This window comes from Fertoeibacter niger, assembly GCF_009380135.2.
In the GTDB taxonomy this organism is placed as follows: domain Bacteria; phylum Pseudomonadota; class Alphaproteobacteria; order Rhodobacterales; family Rhodobacteraceae; genus Fertoeibacter; species Fertoeibacter niger.
The window spans coordinates 1-16040 of sequence record NZ_WHUT02000013.1 but is presented as its reverse complement, the minus strand read 5'-3'; the positions used below and the strand labels follow the sequence as shown (position 1 = coordinate 16040).

Here is a 16040-nt window from a genome sequence, read left to right as displayed (position 1 = left end):
ACGGGGTTGATTGTGTGAAGACGACAACAGCCGACAAGCGCGAAAACTGGTTCAACCGGCGGGGCTGGCGTGATGTGATCATCGGCGCGCCCTATGTCTGGCTGATCGCCTTCTTTCTGGTGCCGTTTCTGATCGTGCTGGCGATGAGTTTCGCCACCCGCACCCCCACCGCGCCGCCGTTTTCCTTTGGTGGCGACCACCCGCTACTGAACCCCGAGGGCTATGCCCGGCTGTTTCAGGATGATCTGTATCTGCGGGCCTTTCTGACGTCACTGATGAACGCGGGCTTTGCGACGCTGTTCTGTCTGCTGATCGGCTATCCGATGGCGCTGGGGCTGACGCGGATCGGGCGCGGCTGGCGCAACATACTGCTGATGCTGGTGATATTGCCGTTCTGGACCTCGTTCCTTTTGCGGGTCTATGCGTGGATGGGGCTGATGGGGTCGAATTCATGGTTCAACAAGTTGCTGACAGGGGCCTGGAACGGGCTGGTGCCGGTAGATTGGGCGGTGCGGTCGATCCCGATGATGAACAGCAATTTTGCGGTGGTGCTGGTGACGGTGTATACCTACCTGCCGTTCATGATCCTGCCGCTTTATGCCAATCTGGAAAAGCTGGACCGGACGCTGGACGAGGCGGCGATGGATCTGGGGTCGCGCCCATCAAGGGTGTTCTGGGACATCACGCTGCCGCAAAGCATCCCCGGCATCATTGCGGGCGGGCTTTTGGTGTTCATTCCGGCGGCGGGTGAACTGGTGATCCCCAGCCTTGTGGGCGATGCCGGGCGGCCGATGATCGGGCGGGTGATTTCGGATGAATTCGCCAGCGCCCGCGACTGGCCGATGGCGTCGAGCGTGGCGGTGGCGCTGTTGGTGCTGATGGTGCTGCCGATGATGGCCTATACGCACTACCAGGGTCGGGCCGAAGGCCGGGAACGGGCGGAGGGGCGGCAATGAACCGGCGGCCCGTGTTCCTGATGACCGTGCTGTGTTTCGGCTTTGCGTTTTTCTACATTCCGATCCTGTCGATGATGGTCTATTCCTTCAACGCCTCACGGCTGGCGACGGTGTGGGGAGGTTTTTCGACCAAATGGTATGTTGCCCTGCTGGACAATGACCAGGTCATCAGGGCGGCGCTGCTGTCGCTGAAAATTGCGCTGATTTCGGCCACGATGGCGACGATTCTGGGCACGATGGCGGGAATTGCGCTGGCGCGGTTCCGGCGGTTCCGGGGGCGGGTGCTGTTTTCCGGGCTGGTGACGGCGCCGCTGATCATGCCCGAGGTGATCACCGGCATATCGTCGCTGATGCTGTTCATCCTGATGGCGGAGTGGATCGGCTGGCCGGGGTCGCGCGGATTTACCACCATCACCTTGGCGCATATCACCTTTTCCATGGTGTTCGTGACCACGGTTGTCCATTCGCGTCTGGTGCAGGCCGATGTGGCCATTGAAGAGGCGGCGATGGATCTGGGGTCGCGGCCCTGGCAGGTGCTGCGCGACATCACGCTGCCGGTGATCTCGCCCGCAATCCTGTCGGGGTGGCTCTTGGCCTTTACCATTTCGCTGGATGATGTGGTGATTACCTCGTTCACCACAGGGCCGGGCAATACCACTTTACCCCTGCTGATCTGGTCCAAGGTCAAGCTGGGGGTGACGCCCGACATCAACGCCTTGGCCACGCTGACCGTGGTGGTGGTGGGCATCGGGGTTGGCCTGGCGGGATGGATCCTGCACCGGGCTGAAAAGCGGCGCGAGAGGGACATGCAGATGGCCTACCGCGCCCATGACTGAAAGGGTCAAGCGATGACAGTCAAGAACCTCCATTGCGCGCATCTGGCCACGCCGGTGGGGCAGCCCGGATCGGGGCGGCTGCGCTATGGCGCGGCGATGGCGCTTTATGCCGATGGGCTGCTGTCGGCCGAGGCGTTGGAGGTGTATCGCATCTGCGCGCCGCTGGATGCCGAGGATCCCGCGGTCTTGCTGGCGCAGCAGGGGCTGGCTGTGCCAGAGGCCGTGGCCCTGCCGCCCGAAGCCGAGTTGCGGGCGCTGATCGCCGAGGCTGACCGCTATCTGGCCACCCTGCCCGGCCCCGGCGTGGCCGAGGTGCGGATGGGGCTGGCCGGGGTGCGCGGGCAGCCGTTTCATCCGGTGCCAGCCCCGCCAAATGCGGTGCTGGCCGCGCATTTGGCGGCGGCGCTGGAACCATTGGCCCTGACGCATCCGGCGCTGGCCATGGCGATTGCGGCCACGGTGCCGCATTTGAACTGGCAGACCTTTGACCAATACCCGGCGGAACAAATCGGCGCGGATTTCCGCAGTGGCAACGCATTCTGCATCATCATCGGGCAGGATGGGCCGATCAAGGCGCAGGGATTTGATTTCGGGCTGTTTCTGGTCGCCCCGCACGTCCTCTACCGCGACCATCACCACAAGGCACCCGAACTTTACGCGCCATTGACCGGCCCGCATGGCTGGCGCTTTGGCCCCGCCTCACCCCTGATCGTGAAACCCGCGCATGAACCCGTCTGGAACGACCCAGACGCGCCGCATGCCACCAAGGTGGGTGCGGTGCCTTTCCTGTGCCTTTATGGCTGGACGGCGGATGTAGACAGCCCGGCGCAGGTGATACCGGCGGATGACTGGGCAGCGCTGGAGGCGCTGCGGCTGTGACCGACCTGATCCTGATCAACGCCGCCATTCACACGATGGACCCGGCCCGCCCGAGGGCCGAGGCGCTGGCGGTCACGGCGGGGCGGATCAGCGCGATGGGCAGCACGGCCACGATCCGCGCGCTGGCGGGGCCGCAGACCCGGGTGATCGACGCGGGCGGGCGGCTGGTGCTGCCGGGGTTTCAGGACGCACATGTGCATCTTCTGGATGGTGGCATCAGTCTGGTGCATGACGCGCCGCTGTGGGACGTGACATCCGAGGCAGAACTGCTGGCCGTGATGGCCGCCCATGCCGCAGGCAGCGATGCGGCGCTGGTGGTGGGCGCAGGCTGGCAGGCTGGCATCTTTGGCGATCACAACCTGACCCGCGATGTGCTTGACCGGGCGGTGCCCGACCGGCCCTGCATGGTGCTTGATTCCAGCTTTCACAATGCCTGCCTGAATTCGGTGGCCTGCGATCTGCTGGGGCTGGCCCCCGGCATCGACGATCCGCCCAACGGCCATGTGGTGCGCGATGCGGCGGGGCGGCCCACCGGCATGCTGCATGAAGATGCGGTGATCTGGGCCGAGGCGCGGCTGCCGGGCCTGACCGATGCCACCCGCATGGCCGGGCTTCGGGCCGGGCAGGCCCATGCCAACCGCCACGGGATCACCGGCATCATCGACCCAAAGGTAGTGGATTATCACGCCCGCATCTATGGCGCGCTTGCGGCAGAGGGTGGGTTGACGCTGCGGGTGGCAGGGGCAGCATCGGTCACGCCAGCCGATACGGCGGAAACGGCGCTGGCCCGGCTGACCGACCTGCGCGCGGCCCACCCCGGCCCGGATTTCCACATCAACGCGGCCAAGTTCTTTTTCGATGGCGTGCTGGAAAACCGCACGGCGGCCATGCTGGCCCCCTATGCCGATGCCTTGGGCGGCAATGCCCCGGTGATGTTCGCACCCGCCCAGATTGCCGCGCTGTTCATCGCGCTGGATGCTGTGCGGTTGCAGATCCATGTGCATGTGATCGGCGATGCGGCGGCGCGCGCCGCGCTCGACGGGCTTGAGCTGGCACGGAATACCAATGGCCCATGGCCGGCGCTGCACCAGCTGGCGCATCTGCAAATGATCGACCCGGCAGACAGTGCCCGCCTGCAAGCCCTTGGCGCGATGGCGAATATTCAGCCGCTGTGGGCGCGGTATGACCCGGTGGTGCCGGATGAATGGCTGGCGTTGGTTGGCCCCGCCCGCGCGCCAAATGTCTATGCCTTCCGCCGGATGCTGAATCATGGCGCGGGCTGGTGCCTGTCGTCTGACTGGCCCGTGACCACGCTGAACCCGTTCGAGATCATCGAAACCGCCGTGACACGCCAGCCCCCCGGCGCCGTGACCCCCGCGTTTTTCCCCGCCGAATGCCTGACGGTGGCCGAGGCGATCCACGGCTATACCATCGGCGCGGCGCAGGCCTGCTGGCGGGCCGATCACACCGGCATGCTGCGCCCCGGATTTTCCGCCGATCTGATCGTGCTGGACCGTGACCTGTTCACTTGCGCGCCACAGGCGATCAGCCAGACGCAGGTGCTGCTGACGCTGTTCAAGGGCGGCGAGGTGCATCGCGCGCCGGATTTCTGCGGTTAGACCCGCACCACCCCAAGGGGCCGCCATGACTGACGAACATTACCCCGACCGCATGGTCATCATGCTTCAAGCCATCTGGGGGATCGGCTTTCTGTCACCCGGTGGCAGGCCCGAGGTGGCCCGCCTGATCGGTGACGCCGACCTGTCAGGGCTGGCCGTGCTGGATATCGGCTGCGGCGCGGGCGGCATTGCCGTGGCGCTGGCCGAGGCGCATGGAGCGGCCCATGTCTCCGGCATCGACGTGGAGGATACCGTGCTGCGCCACGCCCGCGCGCTGGTGGCGCGGCACGGGCTGACCCACCGCATCGGGCTGGCCAAGGTGGCCCCCGGCCCGCTGCCCTTTCCGCCCGGCTGTTTCGACGTGGTGTTTTCCAAGGACAGCATCGTGCATATCCCCGACAAGCACGCGCTGATGGCCGAGGTGTTCCGCGTGCTGAAACCCGGGGGCTGTTTCATCGCGTCGGACTGGCTGATCGGCCATGATGACGCACCCTCGCCTGCCATGGCGGCCTATATCGCCGCCGAGGGTCTGGATTTCGGCATGGCCAGCCCCGCGCGCTATCGCGATGCCATGGCGGCGGCGGGGTTCACCGGCATCACCACCACCTCGCGCAACCTGTGGTACCGCGATGCCGCCCGGCAGGAACTGGCCCGCCTGCATGGGCCGGAAGGTCTGGCGGCGGCAGGTCTGGTGGGCCGGGATTTCGTCAACCACAACATCGGCATATGGCAGCGGATGATCCCCGTGCTGGACACGGGCGAACATTGCCCGACCCATCTGCACGCCCGCAAACCGGGCTGATCATCCCAGCCGGTAAACCCGCCGCGCCGTGCCCTGCGCCACGGCAAACCGCTCGGCCTCCGACAACCCCGCCAGCAACTCGCGGCTCATGTCGATCCACCCCGGCAAGCCGGAACCAAGGTTCACCACCGGCCAGTCACCTCCCCACAACACCCGGTCTGGTCCGAAACTGGCCAGCACATGATCAACCCATTGCCGCAGCAGGGCAACCGTCGCGGTGCCCGGCGCGCAATAGGCGGTGATGCCCGACAATTTGCAGACCACATGCGGCAGGTCCGCCAGCGCCGTGATGCCCGCTGCCCAGGTGTCAAACGCCCCCCCGGCAATGTCGGGCACGCCGCAATGGTCCAGCACCAGCACCTGATCGTCGCAGGCCCGCGCCAGATCGCGCGCCAGCCCCAGCTGCCGGGCCAGAAAGCACATGTCGAAACTCAGCCCCGCCCGACCGATCGCGCGCAGATCGGCGCGAAAGGCGGCGGTTTGGGACACATCATCGGGCACCACATGCAGGATGCGGCGAAACCCCACGGTGCCCAGCCCCGCCGCCTCGTCCATCCAGCCCGCAAATCCGGCCTCACCGGGGCGGCAGGATGCGATCTGCCCCAGCATGCCGCCCGCGCCGATCAATCCCGCCACCAGCCGCGCCTCGGCCCGGTAATCGGCGTCATCGACCCCGGTTTCCATGAATACCGTGCCCGTGATGCCCCGGCCGGCGACCAGCGCGTGATAATCGGCCAGACCGAAATCGCCCGTGGCCAGCGCAGGTATCTGCGCTGTCCAGCCATAGCCCAGCCGGTCGCGCAGGATCAGATGCTGATGCGTGTCGATGAATTCCATAGGCTTTCTCCGCCCGGCCCTCGCGCCAAAGACACCAGCGGCGCGCAGCCCCTCGGCATTTTCTGTCTCTAAATATCCCCGCCGGAGGCCTCCGCCCTCTCGCCCGCCGCGCGGGTCAGGTGTTCGCCCAGCCGCCGTCGATCACATGCTGCGCGCCGGTGGTATAGGCGGATTCGTCGCTGGCCAGATAGACCACCAGCGCCGCGATCTCCTCGGCCTTGCCGATGCGCCCGATTGGCTGGCGCGCGATGAAGGCCTTGCGTGCCGCCTCGTAGTCGCCGGTGTCGCGCAGGCGCTGCTCCAGGCTGGGGCTTTCAACCGTGCCGGGGCAGATCACGTTGCAGCGCACGCCCCGGGTGATGAAATCGGCGGCAATCGCCTTGGTCATGCCGATGACCCCCGCCTTGGTCGCGCCATAGACGAAACGGTTGGGGGCCGCGATGATCGACGACACCGCCGAGGCGATGTTGATGATGCTGCCGCCGCCCTGCGCCAGCATGCCCGGCAGGAAGGCGCGGCACATGCGGTACATCGCCGTCATGTTCAGGTCGAGAGAGAACGCCCACTGATCCTCGTCGCAGTCGAGGATCGTGCCCGATGCGACAAAGCCCGCGCAATTGAACAGCACGTTCACGTCGCCCGCAGCGGCCACAGCAGCCGCGATGCTGGCGGGGTCGCGCACATCCAGCCGCAGCGTGGCAAGCCCGGCCTCGGCCAGCCCGGCCAGCGCCTGCTCGTTCACATCGGTGGCCAACACCTGTGCGCCTTCCGCTGCCATGGCAAGCGCCGAGGCCCGCCCGATCCCCTGCCCTGCCGCCGTCACCAGCGCGGTCTTGCCTGTCAACCGTCCCATATCGCCCTCTCCCCAGCCTCGTGCGTGGTGCCCCTTGGGCACCCGGGTGCTGCCGCCTCGCCGCATCCCTGTCTGTCGCACCATCCAGCACAGTGGCTGCCGAAATGTCCATAACCCTTGCTATGCCCAGCAGGCTGAGGGCCGCTGCGACGGGCCTGACCCTGACCGAAACACGGGCGTCTGCATTTTTCGAAGGATTCCCTTGACACATTTGGCCCTCCATTTAATTCTGGTCAACGCAAGGATGAGTCTTTCGCAGCGATGTTGCGACAGGTGAGACGGGATCGTGACAGGGTGTTTGCCTGAGGTCGTCACGAAACCCCCGCGGATCGAAGCGGAACATTGCTGAGGCGGCATGGGGCGCGGAAACGTGGTCTGTGGCGCTTAACAAAAGATGACCGCAGCGCCAGTGATGGCGCTATGCGGAGTGACGGTCGGGGGGATTGTCGTTCAGACAGGTTCGGGGTCAGGTGGCATGCAAATGCTGCACCCGCTTCTGCATGTCCGGCCCGCCCCGTGGGGAGTGGAGCGCATGTCCGGTTCGATCAGCAGCGTAAACGGGGCCACAGCCGGGCTCGTCTCGCTTTGTTACCGCAGCGTTGCGCAGCCGGGCCTTGACGTGCCCGATGTTCTGGCCATCGTCGAAAGCGCACAGCGCCAGAACAACGCCAGAAACGTCACCGGGGTCTTGTTTTATGACCATGGCCGCTTCCTGCAATGGCTGGAGGGCACGAACGGCGCCGTGACCGAGGTGATGAGCATGATCCGCACCGACCGGCGGCACAGCGACATCGAAGTGTTGGTGATCGAGCCGCTGCCGGTGCGCCGCTATGCCGAATGGCACATGCAACTGTGCTGCGGCGAAGAGGATGCCGAGCTGATGACCCTGGCCGAACGCGAGCATGTCGTGGTTCTGGGCGAGGCGATGATGCCCGACGCGGGCCACCCGATCGCCGCAACCGAGGTGCAGGCCATCGGCGGTTTTCTGGCCGACGCCTGCCGCGCCGTGCATGAGCCGCTTGAAAACCTGGTGCCGGTGTGGCGTGCCCGGCCGCAGCCGATTGCCCGCGTGGCCTTGCGGGCGGCCCCGCTGCGCAAGGTCAGCCGCAACACGTTGCAGGATACGGCAGCGGCGTTGACCGCCCTGCTGGTGCAGTCTGACCCGTTCAGCCATGTGGGCGAGATCGAGGGGCTGGTGCGCGGTTATGGCCCGCTGCCGTCTGATTTCGGCCGGCTGTATCAGGCGATCACCGCCACGATGGGCGAGGCGCTGTCCGGCGACCGGCTGTCAAAGGCGCAGGCCACGCTGGCCTCGGCGGCCTTGCAGATGGTGCTGCGGCGCATCCACCACCTGCCCGACCCCGAACATGCGCGCGGCGAAGTCACGGTATCCTCGGCCCCCGGCGACGCGCAGTTTCTGGAAGCGACGATTTCGGGCGAGATCCTGCGCGGGGCAGGATGGTCCACCTCGGTGCTGTATCCCGAAAGCGAGTTGGCGCTGATCGACCGGGTGAAGCGCAACGGCGCGTCAACGCTGGTGCTGGCTGCCGGACAGATGGACCCGGGCACAGGCGATGACCGGATGATCGGGCTGATCGGCGCGCTGCGGGCCGAGCCTGACCTGCCCGCGCTGAAGATCATCGTGGGCGGGCGCATGGCCCGGATGCCCGCAGACGAAATCGCCGTGATCGGCGCGGATGCGGCGTTCGAGCATATTCTTGATGTGGCCGAAGCCGTGTCGCGCATCGCCCCGGGCGAGGCCCGCCGCAAGGCAAGGCCCGCCATACCAACCGAAACGCCGCGTCAGGGTATCACCACCGGCTTTCTGCTGGCCAATGTGATGCCCCGCGTGCTGCACCGGATGAGCGAACGGCGGATGACCGAGGGCTGAGGGTGGAGGCTGAGGACGGTCAAGCGCCCGTCACACTTCGACCACCACCCGCCCGATGGGCTTGGAACAGCAGGCTAGGATATAGCCCTCGGCGATGTCGTCATCCGATATGCCGCCGTTGTGGACCATATGCACCTCACCCTCCAGCTTGCGGATCTTGCAGGTGCCACACAGGCCGAATGTGCAGCCCGACGGGATGTTCAGCCCCGCCGCTTTGGCCACCGCCAGCACGGTATCGGTCTGGTCGCAGGCGCGGGTGACTTCAGAACTGTCAAACACGATTTCAGCCGCCGTGTCGGCATCGGGCACCACATCATCCAGCACCGGGGCCTCGGCCTCGGTTGTCACCGGGGCCTGGAAGCTTTCCTGATGGTAATGCGCCATGTCAAAGCCCAGCGCGATCAGCATGTCGCGCACAGCCTGCATGAACGGCTCCGGCCCGCAGCAATACACCTCGCGGTCCAGGTAATCAGGTGCCATCAGCCCCAGCATCAGCTGGTTGAACTGGCCCTGATAGCCGGTCCAGACGCGGTAGGGATCGGGCTCTTCGACCACGAATTTCAGCTTCAGTCCCGGCACGCGGCAGGCCATATGCTCCAGCCGTTCGCGGAAGATCACTTCCGACGGGCGGCGCGCGCAGTTGATGAACACGATGTCGGGCTGGGTGCCGTGATCCCACAGATAGGTGGTCATCGACATCATCGGCGTGATGCCCGACCCGGCGGAAATGAACAGGTGCTTGGGCGCATTTTCATTCAGCGCCGAGAAAATCCCCGCCGGGCCAAAGGCGCGGATTTTCATCCCCGGTTTCAGGTTGTCCAGCATCCAGCGCGACCCGATGCTGTTCGCCTGCGCCTTGACGGTGATCGACAGTGACAGGGGGCGCGAGGGGCTGCTGGAAATCGTGTAGGTGCGGTGAATCGTGCCGCCGGGGACCGGCAATTCCAGCGTCATGAACTGGCCGGGCAGATAGTCGAACCACCCGCCCGACGGCGCGCGGAAGGCAAAAGTGGCGACATTGGGCGCCTCGGGCACCACCATGACGCACTCCAGCAACTCATCATCCCGCCAGGGTGCGGTGCGGGCCAGGCTTGCGGCGACCATGTTATTCCGCCGCCATGGCAGAGGGCTGCGGCGACAGGCGCTGGATCATCGTGTTGGCATACCAGTCGATGAACTGGATCACGCCATCTTCGTGCAGGCTGGAATAGGGGCCGGGCTCGTATGCCGGCGACAGGATGCCCGCCTGATTTTCCTCGACCACGCGGCGATCCTCGTCATTGGTGGCCAGCCACACTTCGGTCATGCGCTTCATGTCGAAATCCACGCCTTCGACGGCATCCTTGTGGACGATCCACTTCGTCGTGACCTCGGTGGTCGTGGGCGTCAGCGGCAGGATGCGGAACACGATGGCATGATCGCCAAGGAAATGGTTCCAGCTGTTCGGGTAATGGAAGAACAAGAGGCTTCCCGCGTCAAAGAACGGCATGCGGCCCAGCGGCTTGGCCACCGCGCGTTTCGTATCCATCGTATAGCTTTCTGCACCGTCCAGCAGCGGCACGCGGGCCAGACGCCATTGTGCCGTGGGGTGCAAAAGGAAACGCGACGGCAGGCCAGCGGCCTCGCACCTGTCCCAGTGACGGGTCACTTCGGTCGCCTCGCCCAGATCATTGGGCGCGGTGATCACCGGCTTGTCGGAAAATGTGCGGCACAGCGACGGGTGGTTGCCGCCACAATGATAGCATTCGCGGTTGTTCTCGATCACCAGTTTCCAGTTGCCGTTTTCCACGATGGTCGAGGTGTGCACCACCTTGGCCTCGTCCAGCATGTGCGGGGCCAGATAATCGTTCAGCGAAGCCCCCAGCGGCTCAAACGCAGGCGCATCCTTGGCCAGCGAGATGAACACAAGGCCCCCCGCCACGGCGCAATGCACGGGTTTCAGGCCATGGGCGGCGGGGTCAAAGCCTTTGTCCATGTCGCGGGCATACAAAAGCCGGCCATCCAGCTCATAGGTCCACTGGTGATAGGGGCAGACCAGTTTGGGGCTGGACCCCTTGACGACCGAACACAGGCGCTGGCCCCGGTGACGGCAGACGTTGTGAAAGGCGCGTATCTGCTTGTCGGCCCCGCGCACGATCACCACGGGATAGGCCCCCACCTGCATCGTCACGAAATTGCCGGTCTTGGGTATTTCGCAGGCTGGAATGGCGAACAGCCAGTCCTTGTACCACAATTGATCAAGATCGGCCTGAAACACCCCGGGGTCGCAATACAGTGGCTGTTCCAGCGCGTGATTGGGTTTGCGGTTGCGCAACAGGGTAAGGGCATCGTGGTCTGCCAGCATGAAAGCCTCCGGTGGTCGCGCCCCGCGACATATGGGTATGCCGGAGCGTGAGCCCGGCGGTTGATTCGGCGCAAGGCTGGTTTCCGGGCTGGGACGCGGGCCTTGCGGCCCGGATGCTGCACCTTCCCGGGGTTTTCCCAGTGGTCTCCCGCAGCACCGCACGTCGTTTACCGTTGCGGGGGCAGCGCCGGTCTTGCACCGGCTTCCCAATTCTTCCCGACGCCGGGCAACCGGCAGCAGAACACCTTGCCTGCCCAGATTAGGCGATCCGCCCGATGCCGCGCGGCAGAAACTCGACATTTCCGCGCTGAATTCTGACATTTGATGTCGCAGACAGGGCTTTGGTCAGCGATGCGCGCCTTCGGCCACCGCAGCACGGGTCAGTTCGACCAGCAGATCGACACCTGCCCCACCCGCCGCCGCCTGCCGCCGTGTCAGCCCGACCGAGCCGGACAGAAAACGGTCGCCCGTCGGGATCAGCATCAGATCGCCGCGCGCCAGATCGTCGCCGATCACACCCTTGGAGATGAACCAGACCGCATCCGACCCCAGCACAAGGCCCCGACCGATGGCAAAGGACACGGTTTCAAACGCCGCCCCCACCCCGGCCAGACCCAGCGAGGCCATGTAGTCCTCGACCGCCGGGCGGATGACGGCGCCTTCGGGCGGCAGGACCAGCGGCACGCGGCGCAGGACCTCGGCCACTGGCATCCGCGCCAGCGGATGCCCGGCGCGGGCACACAGCACCACCTGCTCTTCATACAGATGGTCAAAGCTGAGGTCGGGCATGTCGGCGGCCTGCGGCATGCGGCCCACCATCAGGTCGATGCCGCCCTCGCGCAGGTTGCGCATCAGATAGGCATGCGGGCCGGATATGACCGACAGAACCGTATCGGGGTTCAGCGTGCGGAACCGCAGCGCAACCAGCGGCACCAGCCGCGTGGCCGCCGTGGGCAACACGCCCAGCCGCAAGGTGCCGCCGGTGCCGGGCCGCAAGGCACCCCAGGCCGCCTCGAACGCCTGCACGCCCTGCCCGGCATGGCGGCGAAACAGCGCGCCCGCCTCGGTCAGCACCAGCCTGCGGCCCTGCCGGTGAAACAAGGGCTGGCCCAGCAACGCCTCCAGCTCTGCAAGGCTGCGCGACAGCGCGGGCTGGGTGATGCCCTGCGCCCGGGCCACCGCCGTCAGGCTGCCCTCGGCGGCAATATCCAGAAACGCCCGGATATGCCGCAGCTTAATGCCCGGATGCATAATCATACGGTTATGAGTGAAGCCGCATTTTGCATTATTCCGCCCCGTTCTTTTGTGGCAGATTATGGATAAGAGGAGACATTCATGCAAGTTCTGACGCGGCCCTGGGGGGCGATGCATTTTGCCGACCATGGCCCGCAGGATGGCCCCGCCGTGGTCTTTGCCAATTCGCTGGGCACCGATCTGCGGCTATGGGATGCCTTGCTGCCCCTGCTGCCCCCGGGCCTGCGGGTGGTCCGCTATGACAAGCGCGGCCATGGGCTGTCAGATGGATCGGGCGCATTCTCGATTGCCGATCTGGCGGATGATGCGGCGGCGCTGATCTCGGCACTGGGACTGCGGCCCGTCGTTTTTGTCGGCCTGTCGATCGGCGGGCTGATCGGGCAATCGCTGGCCTTTCGGCACCCTGAGGTGTTGCGCGGGCTGGTCATCTCCAACTCCGCCGCGAAAATCGGTACGGCGGAAAGCTGGCAGGCGCGGATTGACGCTGTGCAGGCGGGCGGTCTGGGCTCCATCTCCGATGGGGTGATGGAACGCTGGTTCGCCGCCCCCTTCCGCGCGACGCCCGCCCTTGCCCCCTGGCGCAACATGCTGGCCCGCAGCCCCGCCGAGGGCTATGCCCTTGCCTGCGGGGCCATCGCCGCGGCCGACCTGACCGCCGATACCGCCACCCTGCGGCTGCCCGTGCTGGTGATCGCCGGATCGGAGGACGGGGCGACACCGCCCGATCTGGTGCAGGCCACCGCCCGGCTGATCCCCCGGGCCGCCTACCACTGCATTCCCGGCGCGGGCCATCTGCCCTGCGTCGAGGCACCTGCGGCCCATGCCGCCCTTATCACGACTTTCCTGAAGGACATCGCCCATGTCTGACGCCCCCTCCGACCGCCACATCGTCGGCATGGCCACCCGCCGCCGCGTGCTGGGCGACGCCCATGTCAACCGCGCCGAGGCCGCCAAAACCGCTTTTGACGCACCATTTCAATCGCTTATCACCGAGGCCGCCTGGGGCCATGTCTGGTCGCGCGACACGATCAGCCTGCGCGAACGATCCATACTGACCATCGCCCTGCTGGCGGGTCTGGGCAATGACCACGAGCTTGCCATGCATATCCGCGCCACCGCCAACACCGGTGCCAGCCGCGACGACGTGCTGGAGGCGCTGCTGCATGTCGCCATCTATGCCGGAGTGCCGCGCGCCAACCATGCCATCAAGATCGCCAAGGATACCTTTGCCGAAATGGAGGCCCGGAATGCCTGACACCGCCCCCGCCACCGGCCCACTGATCGGGCGCGACCGCAACTGGCACCCCCCGGCCTATACGCCGCACTACAAAACCTCGGTCACGCGGGCACCGCAGCGGGCGCTGGTGGCCCTGGGCTCCACCCTGACCGAGGAAACCGGCCCGGCCTTTGGCCACAGCATCCTGGGGCCGCTGGACAACAACCTGATCCTCAACTTCACCGGCCAGCCCGCCATCGGCGAACGCATCATCGTGCACGGCCGGGTGCTGGACGATAGCGCGCGTCCCGTGCCGGGCGTGCTGGTGGAAATCTGGCAGGCCAACGCCGGGGGCCGCTACCGCCACAAGAAAGACGGCTATCTTGCGCCGCTGGACCCGAATTTTGCCGGCTGTGGCCGCGCGATCACCGCGCCCGACGGCCGCTATGAGTTTCTGACAGTGCGGCCCGGGGCCTATCCCTGGCCGAACCGCACGAATGACTGGCGACCGATGCACATCCATTTCTCGGTCTTCGGCACGGGCTTTGGCCAGCGCCTGATCACCCAGATGTATTTCGAGGGCGACCCGCTGATCGCCCGCTGCCCCATCGTCAACACGGTTCCAAGCGCCGATGGCGTCGGGCAACTGGTGGCCCCGCTGGACATGAACGCCGCGATCCCGATGGATTGTCTGGCCTACAAATTCGATATCGTGCTGCGCGGTCGCCGCCAGACCCGTTTCGAGAACCGGCTGGAGGGGATGTGATGCAAAACCTGCACCAGTTGAAGGAAAGCCCCTCACAGACCGCCGGCCCCTATGTGCATATCGGCTGCATGCCGAATTTCCTTGGCAATACAGGCACCTATCCGGTTGATCTGGGTGTGTCGCCGATGCTTGACGGTGCCTTGGGCCAGGCAATCACCATCACCGGCCGCGTGATCGACGGCGCGGGCATGGTGCTGCGCGATGTGATGATCGAAAGCTGGCAGGCCGATGCTGCGGGCCACTATCCGGGCCAGCCCGGCGCCGATGCCAATGTCACCGGCTGGGCCCGCTTTGCCGCCGATTTCGACACCGGCTTCTGGACGCTGCACACCATCAAGCCGGGCCGCGCGCCCGCCCCGAATGGCCAGTTGATGACGCCACATATCGCGCTGTGGATCGTGGCGCGCGGCATCAACATCGGGTTGCAGACCCGCATCTGTTTCGCGGATGAAGCGCCAGCCAACGCCGCCTGCCCCGTTCTCGCGCGGGTCGAGCACAAAGACCGCATCGCCACCCTGCTGGCCCATGCAACCGCGCCCGGCACCTACAGCTTTGACATCCACCTGCAAGGCGACGCCGAAACCGTCTTCTTCGATATCTGAGGGCCCCATGACCACCCCCTGCATCCTCTGCGTCGCCATCACAGGCTCGTTGCCCACCAAGGAAAACAACCCGGCGGTGCCGATCACCATTGCTGAACAGATCGAATCCACACAGGAAGCGTTCGAGGCCGGGGCCAGCATCGCCCATTGCCATGTGCGCGACGATGCGGGCAAACCCACGGCAGACCCCGAGCGTTTCGCGGCGCTGAAGGAAGGGCTGGAAAAGCACTGCCCCGGCCTGATCGTGCAGCTTTCCACCGGCGGGCGGTCCGGTGCCGGGCAGGCACGCGGCGGCATGCTGCCCCTGCGGCCCGACATGGCCTCGCTCTCGGTGGGGTCGAACAACTTTCCCACCCGGGTCTATGAAAACCCGCCGGATCTGGTCGACTGGCTGGCCTCGGAAATGCTGGCGCATGATGTAAAGCCCGAGATTGAGGCCTTTGACCTCAGCCATATCGTGCAGGCCACGCGGATGGCCGCGGACGGGCGGCTGAAAGGCCCGCTTTATGTGCAATTCGTCATGGGCGTGAAAAACGCCATGCCTGCGGATGAGCCGATCTTCGATTTCTACATCGAAACGCTGAAACGTCTGGCCCCCGATGCGCAATGGTGCGCGGCGGGCATTGGTGCGGCGCAACACACGATCAATGACTGGGCGATCCGCAAGGGCGGCCATACCCGCACCGGGCTGGAAGACAACGTGCGGATTGACCGCAACACGCTGGCCGCGTCCAATGCGGCGCTGGTCCGGCGCGCGGTGGAATTGTGCGACAAATACGAACGGCCCGTGGCAACATGGCAGCAGGCGCGCAGCATTCTGGGCCTGCGCCCGGTCGCGGCCTAGGGAGGACGACATGGGAAAACTCTACGCGGATGCGTCTTCGGCGCTGGATGGTGTGTTGTTTGACGGGATGGTGATTGCGGCGGGTGGCTTCGGGCTGTGCGGGATCCCGGAGCTGCTGATTGCGGCGATCCGGGATGCGGGCACGAAAGATCTGACGGTGGCGTCGAACAATGCGGGGGTTGACGGGTTCGGGCTGGGGCAGCTTCTTGAAACCCGGCAGGTGCGCAAGATGATCTCCTCCTATGTTGGCGAGAATGCCGAATTCATGCGCCAGTATCTCGCGGGCGAGCTGGAGCTGGAGTTCACCCCGCAGGGCACCTTGGCCGAGCGGATGCGGGCGG

17 protein-coding genes and 1 riboswitch are annotated in these 16040 nt (G+C 65.7%); of the genes, 12 read left to right on the top strand and 5 right to left on the bottom strand.

The window, feature by feature from the left end:
• Nucleotides 1-14 precede the first annotated feature (14 nt).
• Genes GEU84_RS17730 through GEU84_RS17710 form a run of 5 tightly spaced genes read left to right on the top strand, consistent with a single transcriptional unit; the run spans nucleotide 15 to nucleotide 5092 of the window.
• The gene (locus GEU84_RS17730) at nucleotides 15-956 is read left to right on the top strand and encodes an ABC transporter permease (RefSeq protein WP_338144830.1); all 942 of its coding nucleotides are present in this window, start codon (nucleotides 15-17) and stop codon (nucleotides 954-956) included.
• Nucleotides 953-1792, top strand: a complete 840-nt coding sequence (locus GEU84_RS17725) for an ABC transporter permease subunit (protein ID WP_152828407.1) — start codon at nucleotides 953-955, stop codon at nucleotides 1790-1792. The genes GEU84_RS17730 and GEU84_RS17725 overlap by 4 nt, the downstream gene beginning before the upstream one ends.
• A gap of 12 nt (nucleotides 1793-1804) precedes the next feature.
• The gene (locus tag GEU84_RS17720; RefSeq protein ID WP_152828406.1) at nucleotides 1805-2671 is read left to right on the top strand and encodes a dimethylsulfonioproprionate lyase family protein; all 867 of its coding nucleotides are present in this window, start codon (nucleotides 1805-1807) and stop codon (nucleotides 2669-2671) included.
• Nucleotides 2668-4290: an amidohydrolase family protein gene (locus GEU84_RS17715; protein WP_152828405.1), complete on the top strand. Its 1623-nt coding sequence runs from the start codon at nucleotides 2668-2670 to the stop codon at nucleotides 4288-4290. The genes GEU84_RS17720 and GEU84_RS17715 overlap by 4 nt, the downstream gene beginning before the upstream one ends.
• Nucleotides 4291-4315: 25 nt before the next feature.
• Nucleotides 4316-5092 (top strand): class I SAM-dependent methyltransferase, encoded by a 777-nt coding sequence (locus tag GEU84_RS17710; RefSeq protein WP_152828404.1) that lies wholly within the window; start codon nucleotides 4316-4318, stop codon nucleotides 5090-5092.
• Here GEU84_RS17710 and GEU84_RS17705 read toward each other — a convergent pair whose 3' ends face one another.
• Together GEU84_RS17705 and GEU84_RS17700 are read right to left on the bottom strand one after the other, a co-directional pair.
• Nucleotides 5093-5929 carry an amidohydrolase family protein gene (locus GEU84_RS17705; protein WP_152828403.1) on the bottom strand — a complete coding sequence of 279 codons (837 nt, stop codon included), beginning with the start codon at nucleotides 5927-5929 and terminating at the stop codon, nucleotides 5093-5095.
• Between the two features lie 115 nt (nucleotides 5930-6044).
• Complete coding sequence (locus GEU84_RS17700; protein WP_152828402.1) at nucleotides 6045-6782, bottom strand: SDR family oxidoreductase; 738 nt, start codon at nucleotides 6780-6782, stop codon at nucleotides 6045-6047.
• Nucleotides 6783-7314: 532 nt separating this feature from the next.
• On the opposite strand from GEU84_RS17700, the gene GEU84_RS17695 reads away from it, so the two are divergent.
• On the top strand, nucleotides 7315-8673 hold the full coding sequence (locus GEU84_RS17695; RefSeq protein WP_174539968.1) for a BLUF domain-containing protein: 1359 nt from the start codon (nucleotides 7315-7317) through the stop codon (nucleotides 8671-8673).
• Nucleotides 8674-8703: 30 nt separating this feature from the next.
• Here the strand turns inward: GEU84_RS17695 and GEU84_RS17690 are convergent, their stop codons facing one another.
• The 3 genes from GEU84_RS17690 to GEU84_RS17680 form a co-directional block, all read right to left on the bottom strand.
• On the bottom strand, nucleotides 8704-9777 hold the full coding sequence (locus GEU84_RS17690) for an FAD-binding oxidoreductase (protein WP_152828400.1): 1074 nt from the start codon (nucleotides 9775-9777) through the stop codon (nucleotides 8704-8706).
• Nucleotide 9778: 1 nt separating this feature from the next.
• Nucleotides 9779-11017, bottom strand: coding sequence for an aromatic ring-hydroxylating oxygenase subunit alpha (locus GEU84_RS17685; RefSeq protein ID WP_152828399.1), 1239 nt, complete (start codon nucleotides 11015-11017; stop codon nucleotides 9779-9781).
• Between the two features lie 57 nt (nucleotides 11018-11074).
• A riboswitch (cobalamin riboswitch) is annotated at nucleotides 11075-11281 on the bottom strand.
• A gap of 81 nt (nucleotides 11282-11362) precedes the next feature.
• Complete coding sequence (locus GEU84_RS17680; RefSeq protein WP_174539967.1) at nucleotides 11363-12268, bottom strand: LysR substrate-binding domain-containing protein; 906 nt, start codon at nucleotides 12266-12268, stop codon at nucleotides 11363-11365.
• A gap of 84 nt (nucleotides 12269-12352) precedes the next feature.
• Between GEU84_RS17680 and pcaD the strand changes: the two genes are divergently transcribed.
• The 6 genes from pcaD to GEU84_RS17650 all read left to right on the top strand — a co-directional run.
• The gene (gene pcaD, locus GEU84_RS17675; protein ID WP_152828397.1) at nucleotides 12353-13138 is read left to right on the top strand and encodes a 3-oxoadipate enol-lactonase; all 786 of its coding nucleotides are present in this window, start codon (nucleotides 12353-12355) and stop codon (nucleotides 13136-13138) included.
• Nucleotides 13131-13526, top strand: a complete 396-nt coding sequence (pcaC, locus tag GEU84_RS17670; protein WP_152828396.1) for a 4-carboxymuconolactone decarboxylase — start codon at nucleotides 13131-13133, stop codon at nucleotides 13524-13526. The genes pcaD and pcaC overlap by 8 nt, the downstream gene beginning before the upstream one ends.
• Entirely contained in the window at nucleotides 13519-14253 is a 735-nt protein-coding gene (gene pcaH / locus GEU84_RS17665; RefSeq protein WP_152828395.1) for a protocatechuate 3,4-dioxygenase subunit beta, read from the top strand. Before pcaC ends, pcaH begins: the two co-directional genes overlap by 8 nt.
• Nucleotides 14253-14855, top strand: coding sequence for a protocatechuate 3,4-dioxygenase subunit alpha (pcaG, locus tag GEU84_RS17660; protein ID WP_152828394.1), 603 nt, complete (start codon nucleotides 14253-14255; stop codon nucleotides 14853-14855). Before pcaH ends, pcaG begins: the two co-directional genes overlap by 1 nt.
• 7 nt (nucleotides 14856-14862) lie before the next feature.
• Nucleotides 14863-15699, top strand: coding sequence for a 3-oxoadipate:acetyl-CoA acetyltransferase (locus GEU84_RS17655; protein ID WP_152828393.1), 837 nt, complete (start codon nucleotides 14863-14865; stop codon nucleotides 15697-15699).
• 10 nt (nucleotides 15700-15709) lie between these two features.
• Nucleotides 15710-16040 (top strand): CoA transferase subunit A (locus tag GEU84_RS17650; protein WP_174539965.1); only part of this gene is annotated, 331 nt, incomplete at its 3' end.